Genomic DNA, 14,271 nt, shown 5'->3' on the forward strand with positions numbered 1-14,271 from the left:
GTCAGTGCGCGTTGGGCACCAGCCGCGACACCACCGTGTTGAACAGCCACTGATAGCCCGAACCGGTGATCCGCACGATGGCGTCGAGCACTTTGGCGTCCGGGCCGACGAGCACCCGCGGCTTGTTCCTGCGGACCGCGGAGAGGATTTCGCGTGCCGCCTTCTCCGGCGTGGTGATCGTCAGCCGGGTGTCGAAAGTCTTTGTCAGGCCTTCCCGATCGACGCCCTCGGCGGCTGTCGAGTTACGCATGATCGCGGTTTTGATGCCGCCGGGATGCACCGTAGTCACCTTCACCGGGTACTTCTTGGCGATCATCTCCTGGCGCAGCGCTTCGGTGAATCCGCGAACCGCGAACTTCGCGGAGTTGTAGGCCGCCTGCCCCGGGACCGAGAAGATGCCGAACACGCTGGAGACGTTGACGATGTGACCGTCGCCGGAGGCGATCAGGTGCGGCAGGAACGCCTTGGTGCCGTTGACCACACCCCAGAAATCGACATCCATCACGCGCTCGATGTCCTTGTACGGCGTCACCTCGACGTCGCCGACGTAGGCGATCCCGGCGTTGTTGTAGACCTGGTTGACGGTGCCGAAGTGTGCCACCACCGACTCGGCGTACAACTCGAAGGCTTCCCGTTCGGTGACGTCCAACCGGTCGGCCTTCACCGGCGCGCCGATCGCCTTGAGTTGCTGCTCGGTAGCGGCCAGTCCGTCGGTGTCGACGTCGCTGATCGCCAGCTTTGCGCCGGACCGGCCCAGTTCGATCGCCAACGCCTGCCCGATGCCTGATCCGGCGCCGGTCACCACCGCGATTTTTCCGGCGAAGCCTTCCATAGCCACTCCTCGTATCGATTGCTCCGGTCGAGGCTAGTCGGTACTCGCGGTAGCAGGTACTGGACCCCCTTGCCGGGGGCTGTCAACTAGCGGGTTGATCCCGCGGAACAGCCACCAGATGCCGGCGATCAACCCGTTAACCACTAGGGCGCAAAGGCTTCGTCGATGATCTCTTGCTGCTCGACGGCGTGTACCTTCGACGAGCCCGACGACGGCGCCGACATCGCCCGCCGCGAGATGCGCTTGATGCCGCCCAGCTTCTCGGGCAACACCTCGGGCAGCGTCAGCCCGAACGTCGGCCACGCACCCTGGTTGGCCGGCTCCTCCTGCACCCAGAAGTACTCCTCGACGTTCGGGTACCGGTCGAGCGTCTCGGCGAGCCGCCGCCGGGGCAGCGGAGCGAGCTGTTCGACGCGCACGATCGCGACGTCCTGGCGGTCGTCCTTGTTCTTGCGGGCGGCCAACTCGTAGTAGAGCTTGCCGCTGCACAACAACACCCGGCGCACCTTGCCGCGGTCACCGTCGCCCTCGGCGAACGTCGGCTCCTCGATCACCGAGCGGAACTTGGCCTCGGTGAACTCCTTGAGATCGCTGACGGCGGCCTTATTGCGCAGCATCGACTTCGGCGTGAACACGATCAGCGGGCGGTGGATGCCGTCGAGGCCGTGCCTGCGCAGCAGGTGGAAGTAGTTCGCGGGGGTCGACGGCACCGCGATCGTCATCGAACCCTCGGCCCACAGCTGCAGGAACCGCTCGATGCGGCCAGACGTGTGGTCGGGACCCTGCCCCTCGTGTCCGTGGGGCAGCAGCAGCACCACATCAGAGAGCTGACCCCACTTGGCCTCACCCGAGCTGATGAACTCGTCGATGATCGACTGCGCACCGTTGACGAAGTCGCCGAACTGCGCCTCCCACAGCACCAAGGCGTCCGGGTTGCCGACGGAGTAGCCGTATTCGAAGCCCACCGCAGCGACTTCCGAGAGCGCCGAGTCGTACACCATGAACCGGCCGCCGGTCGGGTTGCCGTCCTTGTCGACGGTCAGCAACTGCAGCGGGGAGAACTCCTCGCCGGTCTTGCGGTCGATGATCACCGAGTGCCGCTGACTGAATGTGCCGCGCCGGGTGTCCTGCCCGGACAACCGGATCAGCTTGCCTTCGGCCAAGAATGAGCCGAACGCCAGCAGTTCGGCGAACGCCCAGTCGACCTTGCCTTCGTAGGCCATCTCCCGGCGCTTCTCCAACACCGGCTTTACCCGCGGATGCACCGTGAAACCTTCCGGCATGGCAAGGTGCGCATCGCCGATACGGGCCAGCAGCGACTTGTCCACACCGGTGTGCATACCGGCGGGCACCATCTGGTCGGTCTCCACCGACGCGCTCGGAGCGATCGGGTGTTTCTCGAGTTCGCGGACCTCGTTGAACACTCGCTCCAGTTGACCCTGGTAGTCGCGTAGCGCGTCCTCAGCCTCTTTCATCGAGATGTCGCCACGGCCGATCAGCGCTTCGGTGTAGGTCTTGCGCACCCCGCGCTTGACGTCGATCGCGTCATACATCGCCGGCTGCGTCATCGACGGGTCGTCGCCTTCGTTGTGACCGCGTTTGCGGTAGCAGATCAGGTCGATGACGACGTCCTTCTTGAACTTCTGCCGGAAGTCCACGGCCAGCCGCGACACCCACACCGCGGCCTCGGGGTCGTCACCGTTGACGTGGAAGATCGGAGCCCCGATCATCTTCGCGACGTCGGTGCAGTACTCCGACGACTTGGCGTCGGAAGGCGATGTGGTGAAACCGATCTGGTTGTTGACGATGATGTGGATCGTGCCGCCCACGCCGTAACCGCGCAGCAGCGCGAGGTTGAGCGTCTCGGCGACTACGCCCTGGCCTGCGAACGCGGCGTCACCGTGCAGCATCAGCGGGACGACGGGAAATTTTTCGGACGCGTCATCGTCGCTTTCGATGTCGATCAGGTCTTGTTTGGCCCGCACCAGACCCACCAGCACCGGGTCGACCGCCTCCAGGTGTGACGGATTAGCGACCAGCGACACCTCGATGTCGTTGTCGCCGAACATCTGGATGAAGGTGCCGGTGGCACCCAGGTGGTATTTGACGTCACCGGAGCCGTGCGCCTGCGACGGGTTGAGGTTGCCCTCGAACTCGCTGAAGATCTGCGAATACGGTTTGCCGACGATGTTGGCCAACACGTTGAGCCGGCCGCGGTGCGGCATCCCGATGACCACCTCGTCGAGAGCGTGCTCGGCGCACTGGTCGATGACGGCATCCATCGCCGGGATGACGGTCTCCGCGCCTTCCAGCGAGAACCGTTTCTGCCCAACGTATTTCGTTTGCAGGAACGTCTCGAACGCCTCGGCGGCGTTGAGCCTGCTCAGGATGTACTTCTGCTGGGCGACGGTCGGCTTGTCGTGCCTGCCCTCGATGCGCTCCTGTAACCACTGCTGTTGTTCGGGTTCGAGGATGTGGGTGTACTCCACACCGATGTGGCGGCAGTACGCGTCGCGCAGCACCGCGAGCACATCGCGCAGCTTCTTGTGCTCGGCGCCGGCGAACCCGTTGACCTTGAATTCGCGGTCGAGGTCCCACAGCGTCAGACCGTGGGTCAACACGTCGAGGTCGGGGTGGCTGCGGAACCGGTCCTTGTCCAAGCGCAGCGGATCGATATCGGCCATCAGGTGGCCGCGGTTGCGGTAGTCGGCGATCAGCTCGATTACCCGGGCGTTCTTGTCCTCGATCGAATCGGGGTTGTCCGTACGCCAGCGCACCGGCTCGTAGGGGATCGCCAGCTCGCGGAAGATCTCGTCGAAGAAATCGTCGGAGAGCAACAGTTCGTGCATCGTGCGCAGGAAGTCACCCGACTCCGCGCCCTGGATGATGCGGTGGTCGTAGGTGGAGCTCAGCGTGACGAGCTTGCCGATGCCCAGATCGGCGATGCGTTCGGGGCTGGCGCCCTGAAACTCGGCCGGGTACTCCATCGCGCCGACGCCGATGATCGCACCCTGGCCGCGCATCAGCCGCGGCACCGAGTGCACGGTGCCGATGGTGCCGGGGTTGGTCAGCGAGATGGTCACCCCGGAGAAGTCGTCCATGGTCAGCTTGCCGTCGCGGGCGCGCCGCACGATGTCCTCGTATGCGGCGATGAACTGGCCAAAGCGCATGGTCTCGGACTTCTTGATGGCCGCCACCACCAGTTGGCGGTCGCCGTCCTTGCGCTGCAAGTCGATGGCGAGGCCCAGGTTGACGTGGGCCGGGGTGACGACGTGGGGTTTGCCGTCGACCTCGTCGAAGGAGCGGTTCATCCCCGGGAACTTCTTGACCGCCTGAACCAGCGCATAGCCAATCAGGTGGGTGAACGAAATCTTGCCGCCGCGGGTGCGCTTGAGGTGGTTGTTGATGACGATCCGGTTGTCGATCATCAGCTTGGCGGGGATGGCCCGCACGCTGGTGGCCGTCGGCACCTCCAGCGACGCTGACATGTTCTTGACAACCGCCGCAGCCGCGCCGCGCAGCTGCTGGGTCTCGTCGTCGTCGCCCTGCGGCGCCGTTGTCTTGGCCTTGGCGGGCTTTTCCTCGTCGCTCGTCTGCTTGGTCGACGTGCGCTGCGAGTTCTTGGATTCGGCCGGCTTTTGCTCGGACTTCTTTTCTGGCTTCTTCGGTTCGGCCTTCGGCTCCGCTTTGGGCTCCGCCTTGGCCGCAGGCACCTTCGGGGCGGGCGCGGGTGCGGGTTCCGGCGGTGAGATCGGCGCCGCGGCCCGCTGACCGTTACCGTCGGAGGCCTGGCTGTCGGTCGTCGGCTCGGGGGAGTAGTCGACCAGGAATTCATGCCAGCTGGGGTCTACCGACGAGGGATCCTCGCGGAACTTGCGATACATCTCCTCGACCAACCACTCGTTCTGTCCGAATGGTGAAGGTGAGCTCACGGTAGCTATTCGCCTCAATTCTCGCGTCACGCAAGCGCGGTCATCGCGCTTGCCAGTTCTGTGCGGTTACCCGCCTTTCCGCCGACCTAAAGGCTAGCGCCGAAGCAACGGTCAAGCCATGACAACGGCGTTATGGCCAGCGTGGGTCAGTATCGGCTAGTTCGGGGGCGCGGGCAGCACGTGCAGAGTCGACGGCCACCGCGGCGGTGGGCTGCCGAACGCCTTTTGGGCGTTGGCGACGATACGTTTGCCCATCAGCCGATTGCCTACACCACCGATGACGGCACCCACGCCCACGGGCAGCAGCTTGCCGAACGCCATCGCTCCGCGCTTCAGCGTGTAGCGCTTCACGAAATAGCGCAGCAGGCGGTTGTTCAGTTGGGACACCGCGGGTAGCGGCAACGTCGCTGCACCCTCGGCCACCCATGCGCCGCTGGTACGGCGCTTGCCGACCAGGTCGGCGAGCGCAGCCTTGCCGTCGTCGCCGACCAGGACGCCGAGCACCATGGCGCGGCGGCGTTCGTTGTGCTCGGCCGGGATTCCGTGCACCTCGGCGACGGCCAGGACATACAGCGTCGTCGCCTCCAAGAAGACCACCGTCTCACCGGCGACAGCGGACAGCGCGGCCAACGTGCCGATGCCGGGCACCGCGGCCGCCGAGCCGACGGCCGTACCGCTGGCGACCACCGCCGCCAGATACTGCGTCTCGAGCTTCTTGATGATCTCCGCGGGTGTCGCGTCAGGATTGCGTTCGCGGATACGGTTGACATAAGCCTGAACCGCGGGTGCCTGCACGCGTGAACCGCGCTCGAGGATGCCGGAGAGCACCTTGGCGGCAGCGCCCGGATTCTCTGGGCTGGCGTCGCCGGGATCGGGCAGCTGTTTGTTGGCCTTTGACCAGGCACTCATTGGCGGCCTCCCTGTCCGAACGCCGAATTATTCAGGCTATCCGCTTCACCTAACGAACCACCGCGCGCCGGCGTGCCCGCGGTGATTGCCCTCACTGTGTGCCCGATTGGGAAGAAAATATTGAGAAGCGACGCTAACCACTTTCATGGCAACATCACCGGCTGTGGACCTGACGCGCGCGGACTCCGAGATCTCGCGAACCAACGCGCCCAGCCGAACCCGGATGATCCTCGTGCTGGGCGTGATGGTGGCGCTCGGCCCGCTCACCATCGACATGTACCTGCCGGCGCTGCCTGACATCGGTGAACAGCTCGGGGTGTCATCGTCGGTCGCGCAACTCACCCTCACCGGAACGCTGGCGGGTCTGGCGCTGGGCCAGCTGATCGTGGGGCCGCTGTCAGACTCGCTGGGCCGGCGTCGTCCGCTGATGGTCGGCATCGTGCTGCACATGGCGGCGTCGCTGCTGTGCATGCTCGCGCCCAACATCACCGTGCTGGGTGTGGCCCGCGGGATGCAGGGCATGGGTGCTGCCGCCGCCGCGGTGGTCGCCGTCGCCGTGGTCGGTGACCTGTTCGCCGGCTCGGCTGCGGCCACCGTGATGTCGCGGCTGATCCTGGTGCTGGGGGTCGCGCCGGTGTTGGCGCCATCGCTCGGTGCCGCGGTGTTGCTGAAAGGCTCCTGGCCGTGGGTGTTCGCCGCGCTGGTCGCGATGGCCGGCGCACTGCTGTTGGTCGCGGCGTTGGCGCTGCCAGAAACCCTTCCGGTGTCGCACCGCAGGCCGCTGAAGCTGCGCAGCATCGCTGCCACATACGGCCAACTGCTGCGCGACGTGCGTTTCGTCGTCGCCGTCGTGGTCGCTGCGCTGAGCATGTCGGGGTTGTTCGCCTACATATCGGGGGCGCCGTTCGTGCTGCAGGGTCGCTACGGCCTCGACGAGCAGGCGTTCGCGCTGGTGTTCGCCGCAGGTGCAATCGCGCTGATCGGCTCCACACAGTTCAACGTCGTGCTGCTGCGCCGGTTCGCCCCGCAAGCCATCATGCTGTGGGCGCTGGTGGCCGCGACGGCAGCCGGGGCCGTGTTCATCACGCTCTCGCTCACCGGGTTCGGTGGGGTGCTGGGCTTCGTGATCCCGGTGTGGGCGATCCTCGGAGCCATGGGTCTGGTGCTGCCCAATGCGCCGGCGGTGGCGTTGACGCGGCATCCGGAGGCCTCGGGTACGGCGGCGTCGCTGCTCGGCGCGGCACAGTTCGGGTTGGGCGCGGTGGTGGCCCCGTTGGTCGGCGTGCTCGGCAACGACGAGATCGCGCTCGCTCTGGTGATGACGATGGGTATGGTGGTCGCGTTGTTCGCGTTGGCCTCCACGCTGCGCGGCGGATATCACGCCGATGGTGTGTCGGCGGTCGAACGCGCGGACGGAGTCACCGGCGACGTCGTCCCTGAACCCGCCTGACCTTAGGTGCACGTGTGAGCCCCGACTTGTCGGGACCACGCAAGCTCCGTAGCGTCGGCTGAACCGTCACGTAGCTAGTCGACTCGAGATGTCCCTGAACCTCATTCGCCGGCCCGCCGGCCTAACCTCCGCGGTGCGGCGGGGATTCGGCGGTCTGCTGCCGCGCGACCCCGAGTCCCGCAACGCATGGCGCGCGCTGTGGGCGATGATGGTCGGCTTCTTCATGATTCTGGTCGACGCGACCATCGTGGCGGTCGCCAATCCGTCGCTGATGGACCAGCTGGGCGCCGACTACGACGCGGTCATCTGGGTCACCAGCGCCTACCTGCTGGCGTATGCGGTGCCGCTGTTGGTGGCCGGTCGCCTCGGTGACCGGTTCGGCCCGAAGAACCTCTACCTGATCGGGTTGTCCGTCTTCACCGCCGCCTCGCTGTGGTGCGGGCTGTCCGACACGATCGGGATGCTCGTCGCCGCGCGGGTGCTGCAGGGGGTGGGCGCGTCGTTGTTGACGCCACAAACCCTGTCGACGATCACGCGGATCTTCCCAGCCGACCGTCGCGGCGTCGCGATGGGCGTGTGGGGGGCGACCGCGGGTGTCGCGACGTTGGTCGGCCCGTTGGCCGGTGGGTTTCTGGTCGACGGCCTCGGCTGGCAGTGGATCTTTTTCGTCAACGTGCCGGTCGGCGTCTTCGGGATCGTTCTGGCCGCGCGGCTGGTACCCGAACTACCTACGAACAAGCAGCCGTTCGACGTACCGGGCGTGCTGCTGTCCGGTATCGGCATGTTCATGATCGTGTACGCGCTGCAGGAAGGGCAGGCCCACGAGTGGGCGCCGTGGGTGTGGGGCGCCATCGCCGGCGGTGTCGGGTTCATGGCAGCGTTCTTGATCTGGCAGTCGGTCAACACTGCCGAACCGCTCGTCCCGCTGGCGATCTTCGGCGACCGCGACTTCGCCCTGTCCAACCTCGGTGTGGCCACGATCGGTTTCGTCGTGACCGCGATGATGGTGCCGGTCATGTTCTACGCCCAGGCGGTGTGCGGGCTCACCCCGACCCGCTCGGGTCTGCTGATGGCGCCGATGGCGATCCTCAGCGGTGTGCTGGCGCCGTTCGTCGGCAAAATCGTCGACCGGTCGCATCCTCGGCCGGTGGTGGGTTTCGGGTTCTCTCTACTGGCCATTTCGGTGACGTGGCTGTCGATCGAGATGACGCCGACGACGCCAATCTGGCGGATCGCGGTGCCGTTGGCGGTGACCGGTGTGAGCATGGCCTTCATCTGGTCGCCGCTGGCCGCCACCGCCACCCGCAATTTGGCGATCGACCGCGCCGGTGCGGGTTCGGGTGTCTACAACGCCACGCGCCAGGTCGGGTCGGTGTTGGGCAGCGCCGGTATCGCGGCGTTCATGACGTGGCGGATCGGCGCGGTGATGCCGCCGGCGGCCGACCAGGCCACCGATACCTCGGGCGTCATGGAACTGCCGAGTTTCCTTCACGAATCGTTCGCCGCGGCGATGTCGCAGGCGATGTTGTTGCCGGCGTTCATCGCGTTGTTCGGTGTGGTGCTGGCGCTGTTCCTCGTCGGCTTCGAGAGCGACCCAGTCGCCGACGACGTCGTCGATCCCGATGCCAGCGCCGGTCTGGCGGTCGACTACGGCGGCGACGAGACGTTCGTCGACGATGACGACGACTATCTCGAGTACACGGTGTCCTGGGATGAGCCCGGACCAGTACCAGTGGCACCCGATGCCGCCGAGTCGCCGACGGACCCGATCCCGGCGCGCGCCACGCCGCCGTCGCACACGCCTCGCGCGTCGCGGTACTGGCAGAACGACACAGCGGCCGAACCCGAGACCGACGAGCGTGAATCCTGGCGCGCTGTCTTGGATCTGCTCGACGACGTTCCTTCGGTGCCCGCTACGTCGCCGGAGCCCGAGCCGATCGGGCATGCGCACAACGGGTTTCACGTCGACGATCAGCGAAGGTTCAAGCCGACGGGCCGACGGCCGCTGGCCGAGCCGCGGTCGTCGGTGGCCGACGCGTACGAGATGGCGACCGGCCACCACTATCGGCGCCCGCGACATCGCCGGTCGGATGAGGCGAACGAGTCACGCTCGTTCTGGTTTCAGTCGCACGGCAGGCATTCCCGCGACGAGGATCCCGACGACCGGCGGCATTCCGGCAGACATTCGCTGCCATGGAACGAATGAACGGCGCACCGACGGTGCGGTCAGGTGCCGAAGAGCACTGCGGGGTTGAGGTATCCGGTCGGGTCGAAGGCCGTTTTCACCGCCCGCATGGCCGCGATGTCGGCGTCGGTGCGTGACATCGAGAGGTAGTCGCGCTTGCGGGTGCCGACGCCGTGCTCGGAGCTGACGTTGCCGCCCAGTCGTGCGATCAGCGCCATCATCACCGAGTACAGGTTCTGCTCTGCGTCCGGGCCGCAACGCAACACGTTCAGATGTAGGTTGCCCTCGCCGATGTGGCCGAAAAGCACCGGGATCGCCTCGGGTGCGTGCTCGGTGACGAGTTGTGCCGCGTTCCCGGCGAACTCTGCTACGCTCGAAAGCGGCAGCGAAACATCGAATTTCAACGGTGGGCCGTACACTCCGAGCACCTCGGCGACCGCTTCGCGCACTTGCCACAACCGCTGCTGCGCGGCTACATCGACACCGACCGCCGGCTCACCGGACAGCCGGGACCCGTCGAGCGCATCGGCCAGCCGCTCGGTCTGGTCATCCCAGTCGCCGGCCAGTTCGATCAGCAGCTGCCAGGCACCGTCGACGGGGGCGGGCACGCCGACGTGTTCGGCGGTCAACGCGCTCGCGCGGGCGTCGATCAACTCCAATGCCGCGATACCGTCGAAATCGCGGAACATATGGCCGGTTTCGATGAGCGCGTCCAGGTCGGCGAACCCGCAGATCGCCGTCACCCGGTGTCGCGGCGCGGGGTGCAGCCGCAGATCCAGTCCGGTGATGACGCCGAGCGTGCCCTCGGCGCCGATGAACAGGGACCGCAGGTCGTATCCGGTGTTGTCCATCCGCACCAGGCTGTGTCGGTGCAGGACGGTGCCGTCGGGCAGCGCAACCTCCAATCCGATCACCTGTTCACCCATGTTGCCGTAGCGCACGGTGCGCAGCCCGCCGGCGTTCGTGGACGCCATGCCGCCGACAGTGGCCGAATCCCGCGCCGCTAGATCGACTCCGAACACCAGGCCCGACGCGGCTGCGGCGCGCTGCGCCTCGGCCAGCGTCACGCCGGCGCCGACGGTGATGCGCCGCTCGACGACGTCGATATCACCGACGTCGCGCAGCCGTTCGGTGGAGAGCAGCACGTCGTCGTGTTCGGGCACCGTGCCGGCGACCAGGGAGGTGCGCCCGCCCTGCACGGTGACGCAGACGCCCGCGTCACGGCAGGTGCGCAGCACCGCGGCGACCTCGTCGGCAGTGCCCGGCCGCACCAGGATGCTGGCCCGGCCCCGGTACCGCCCGGTGTGGTCGACGCTGCGCCCGGCCAGCACGTCGGGGTCGGTGCTCACATGCGCGGCGCCGACGATCGCGGCCAGCCGGTCGGTCAAGCTCACCCCGTGGGTGTATCACACGGCGCCAGCGCGAGAAACGCACCCAACTCGACCAAGCCCGAAGGGCTGCTGGGCAGGTAGTCGGTCAGCAGCGGTGAGCGCACGATCACCGTGCGGTACATGGCTCGACTGATCGCCACGTTCAGCCGGTTTCGATTCAGCAGGAACGGCATCCCGCGCGGGATGTCCTCGATCGCCGAGGCTGTCATCGAGACAAACACCACGGGCGCTTCGCGGCCCTGGAGTTTGTCGACAGTGCCGACGAGTACGTCGCCAAGTCCGGCTTCCTGCAGTTCGGACCGCAGTTGCAGCACCTGGGCGTTGTAGGGGGCGACGACGAGCACATCGCTCTGCGTCAACCGCCGTGGTTTGCCATCTGTCCATTGCGCTCCGATCATCGACCTGATCTCGGCGGCGATCACCGACGCTTCCTCCGGGCTGCACGTCGAGCGGCCCTCGTGGTGCACGCAGAGGGTATGTACCCCGGGCGGGTATCCGGCCAATGTGCGTGCGGAGGTCTTCGGGTGCGGAATCAGCCGATTGTCGTAGGACAGAGCGGAATCCACACGGCACAGATCAGGATGCATGCGGTGGGTCTGCTCGAGGAAGTAGCCGTATTTCGCGGGCAGCACGTCGTGGCCTTCCATCAACCAGCCGAGCGCCGAATGGTTGATCGGTTCGGGGTGGATGCCGGTTGATACCTGACCGAGCTGTTGCGGGTCGCCGAGCAACATGATGTTGCGCGCACCGCGAGCAACGGCGATCGTGAAGCCCAGGGAGAACTGACCCGCCTCATCGATGGCGATCAGGTCGAGGCAGTCCTGCGCCACCCGGTTGTCGTTGGCGAAATCCCATGCGGTGCCACCGATCACACACGCGCCATGCTGGGTGAGGTAGTCGGCATGGTCATCCTCGCCGATCACCGTGAAACGATCCGTTCCCGTCGAGTCGCGGCTCGCCTTCTTGGCGACCAGAGCAGGGTCGACACCGGCCTCGACGATCTTGTTGAGCAGATGCGCGACGACGGAGTGTGACTGCGCGACGACACCGACGCACCAACCGTGGTCGTTGACCAATGACTTGATGACGCGCGCGGCCGTGTACGTCTTGCCGGTGCCGGGTGGACCGTGCACGGCGACGTAGGACCTGTCGAGGTCCAATACGGCTGCGGTGATCGATGCGATGTTGTCGCCGAGACGGGGCAGCCCAGCACCTGATTTCGTGGTCGGTGTTGCGCGGCAGAGGATGTCGACGACGGCGCGCCGCGGTAGCCGACCGTCGGCGACGGTGGTTGCCGCCTCCGTCGCCAGCGCCTCGATCGCTTCCTCGAGCTTGTCGGTCGGGATCGGTACGGCCGGAGCGAGTGCCATCGGCAACTGATCGAACTGTCCGGTATTGATTTCCAGTTCTTCTACGAAAACCTCGACGGGTACACCTTCGACTTCGGTTACATCTTCTACCGTCACCTGGTGGTTCGCGCGGCGGTCGGGGTGTTCATCGTCGAGACCCGCGGGCGCAGGGCGGTCGTAGAGCGCCTGAGGTTTGCTGTCGAGTGTCCCGCCTTGTAGCACCCCGGTTAGCCGTAGCTTCCTGCGGTGCTTTCGCTTTCTCGGTGGCTTGTGCCAATCCTGTTCGACGACAGCTTCCTCGACGAGGAAGACCCCCGACGTATCGCCCCATTCGTCAACGGGATGGTTCAGCCTTTGGAAATGATTCCACCAGTAAGGCTTTTTCTCGCGAGGTAGGTAGCCGCGGGCGGCTTGGATCAGCGCTGCGGCGCATTGTTGCGGTGTGCGTTCGATGTCGACACCGTCGCCGGCGAAATCCATCAGCTTTTGCGCCGTCTCGTCGGGCGGCGGCAGGGTGTCGCGCTTTTCGACGGGGCGGGTCAGATGAGTGACCCCGTTTTCAAAGGCCCGCAGTAACAACCAGTCTCGTAGTCGTCGGGTCGAACGGCAGTCGTACTCGTTGTAGTCCTCGATCTCCTTGAGCACTCCAGCGGCCTCGTCGGTGCGGTCCTCGTCGAGAAGTGTGCGGTAGCGCTCGTACTGGGTGATCGACGCAGCGGCGTTGGTGACCTCGCCGGTGCGGAGTTCTGAACCCATGTACAGCGGTTCCAGAGCCTTCAGTGAGTACGACGGTGCGCCGACCCGCAGGCTGCTTCGGACAATGGGGAACAGGTCGACCAACACCTCCTGGCGCAGCAGCTCGTCGACCTCGTCTTCCCCCACCCCGTACCTGGCGGCCAACTCCAACAGCTTGGTGCGTTCGTACGCTGCGTAATGGTAGATGTGCATGTCGGGAAACCTCTTGCGGCGCTTGCGCACTAGTGCGAGAAAGTCGGTGAACGCCTTGCGCTCGGAGCGGCGGTCCTCAGCCCACAGCGGCGTGAAGTTGTCTGCCGTGTCGAGCACACCCCACATGTACTCCAGGCCCCAGGTGACACCGTCGTCGGTCCACAGCGGGTCGCCCTCGAAGTCGAAGAACAGATCACCGCGGCTCTTGGCGGGAAGCGCGCCGAGCGCGTCGACATCGGCAAACTCGAACTGCGGTGTCCCCGTGTCGCGTTGGGTGACCTGCAGGCGTGCCTGGGTGCGGAGGCCAGCGAGGGTGCTGGCCGCCATGCCGTCGACCGGACCGGTCGAACGGGCCAGCTTCGCGACGGTGTCGATGCCCTCGGCCATAAGCGTGTCACGCTGCGACGACCGCAAGCCGGCCACCAGCAGCACATCGTCGTCGTCGACGACGTTGGGTACACAGCACTCGCAGCGCATACACGCACCCACCACAGGATCGGCCCAGGCGACCGGTGCGCCGGATGCGAAGTGGGTGTCAAGCAGGTCGCGCAGGCGGTCACGCTGCTGGCGGTACACCGGGATCAGGTTGTCGACCGGATAGTCGACGGTGGTGCGGTCGCCCAGGATCAGCCCGGCGGTGTCGGCGATCGGCACTTGCATCCGGCGAAGCGCGTCAGCGTAACCGGCGATCTGAAGGAGCGCCTGAATTTTCGCGCTGCGGGCGAGTTTGGAGTCCAACACTCGGTAGCGGTCACCGTCTAGCACGACGAAGTCGGCGAACCCGACGAAGCGATCGTCGAACACCACCGCTTGGTAGACGACTGGTGGACGCCGGGCGAACGCTTCGGCTGTCGCGCGCGCAGCGCTTTCGAACGCAGCTCGCGAGTAAGCGGGCCGCCCGATCCGGACCACACCGTCGCCGTGGCGTGCGATGAACTCGTCGAGGATGCGTTGTTCGTGTGCGTCGCCAAGTTCGCTGGTGCGCCGGAGCAACTCGTCATCCTCGGTTTCGACCGCGGGGCCGCGGCCCAACTTCGCGTCGAATGCACGCAGCAGCGCGTACTCACAGCGCGACGCCGCCGCGAGGTCTGAGGCGCTGTAGATGACATGGCCGTCGGTGACGAACACGCTGCCACTGTAGGCGAGCTTACTGACACCCCCTGTCGGCGCGAACGTGGATTACCCGCACGTCGAAGCCGCGTCGGGCGCGCATCGAGGCCACACTCGTCGATCCCCAACGCCGTACTCATCCACAGCCCGCGGCCTCGCCACCGT

General features: G+C 66.1%; 7 protein-coding genes. 2 read left to right on the forward strand and 5 right to left on the reverse strand.

Translation table 11 applies throughout. The annotated features are described in order from the left end of the window. Window position 1: 1 nt before the first annotated feature. The 3 genes from ABQF13_RS14555 to ABQF13_RS14565 form a co-directional block, all read right to left on the reverse strand. Window positions 2–832 (reverse strand): SDR family NAD(P)-dependent oxidoreductase, encoded by an 831-nt coding sequence (locus ABQF13_RS14555; protein WP_448393449.1) that lies wholly within the window; start codon window positions 830–832, stop codon window positions 2–4. 143 nt (window positions 833–975) lie between these two features. Next, a complete protein-coding gene (locus ABQF13_RS14560; RefSeq protein ID WP_448393580.1) occupies window positions 976–4,716 on the reverse strand; it encodes a multifunctional oxoglutarate decarboxylase/oxoglutarate dehydrogenase thiamine pyrophosphate-binding subunit/dihydrolipoyllysine-residue succinyltransferase subunit in 3,741 nt (1,246 codons plus the stop codon). Between the two features lie 204 nt (window positions 4,717–4,920). Continuing rightward, window positions 4,921–5,673, reverse strand: a complete 753-nt coding sequence (locus ABQF13_RS14565) for a hypothetical protein (protein ID WP_448393450.1) — start codon at window positions 5,671–5,673, stop codon at window positions 4,921–4,923. Window positions 5,674–5,818: 145 nt separating this feature from the next. On the opposite strand from ABQF13_RS14565, the gene ABQF13_RS14570 reads away from it, so the two are divergent. Both ABQF13_RS14570 and ABQF13_RS14575 read left to right on the forward strand, forming a co-directional pair. Then, window positions 5,819–7,123 carry a multidrug effflux MFS transporter gene (locus ABQF13_RS14570; protein ID WP_448393451.1) on the forward strand — a complete coding sequence of 435 codons (1,305 nt, stop codon included), beginning with the start codon at window positions 5,819–5,821 and terminating at the stop codon, window positions 7,121–7,123. 88 nt (window positions 7,124–7,211) lie between these two features. Further along, the gene (locus ABQF13_RS14575) at window positions 7,212–9,329 is read left to right on the forward strand and encodes an MFS transporter (protein ID WP_448393452.1); all 2,118 of its coding nucleotides are present in this window, start codon (window positions 7,212–7,214) and stop codon (window positions 9,327–9,329) included. Between the two features lie 20 nt (window positions 9,330–9,349). Here ABQF13_RS14575 and ABQF13_RS14580 read toward each other — a convergent pair whose 3' ends face one another. Together ABQF13_RS14580 and ABQF13_RS14585 are read right to left on the reverse strand one after the other, a co-directional pair. Beyond that, window positions 9,350–10,702, reverse strand: coding sequence for an FAD-binding oxidoreductase (locus tag ABQF13_RS14580; RefSeq protein WP_448393453.1), 1,353 nt, complete (start codon window positions 10,700–10,702; stop codon window positions 9,350–9,352). Continuing rightward, window positions 10,699–14,124 (reverse strand): TM0106 family RecB-like putative nuclease, encoded by a 3,426-nt coding sequence (locus ABQF13_RS14585; RefSeq protein WP_448393454.1) that lies wholly within the window; start codon window positions 14,122–14,124, stop codon window positions 10,699–10,701. Before ABQF13_RS14585 ends, ABQF13_RS14580 begins: the two co-directional genes overlap by 4 nt. Window positions 14,125–14,271: the final 147 nt, after the last annotated feature.

This window comes from Mycolicibacterium sp. XJ879 (genome assembly GCF_053483935.1).

Bases quoted from the DNA above. Each gene is read 5' to 3' on its own strand.
- ABQF13_RS14560 (WP_448393580.1), bottom strand. From the start codon at position 4,716: ATGTATCGCAAGTTCCGCGAGGATCCCTCGTCGGTAGACCCCAGCTGG.
- ABQF13_RS14570 (WP_448393451.1), top strand. From the start codon at position 5,819: ATGGCAACATCACCGGCTGTGGACCTGACGCGCGCGGACTCCGAGATC.
- ABQF13_RS14575 (WP_448393452.1), top strand. From the start codon at position 7,212: ATGTCCCTGAACCTCATTCGCCGGCCCGCCGGCCTAACCTCCGCGGTG.
- ABQF13_RS14555 (WP_448393449.1), bottom strand. From the start codon at position 832: ATGGAAGGCTTCGCCGGAAAAATCGCGGTGGTGACCGGCGCCGGATCA.
- ABQF13_RS14565 (WP_448393450.1), bottom strand. From the start codon at position 5,673: ATGAGTGCCTGGTCAAAGGCCAACAAACAGCTGCCCGATCCCGGCGAC.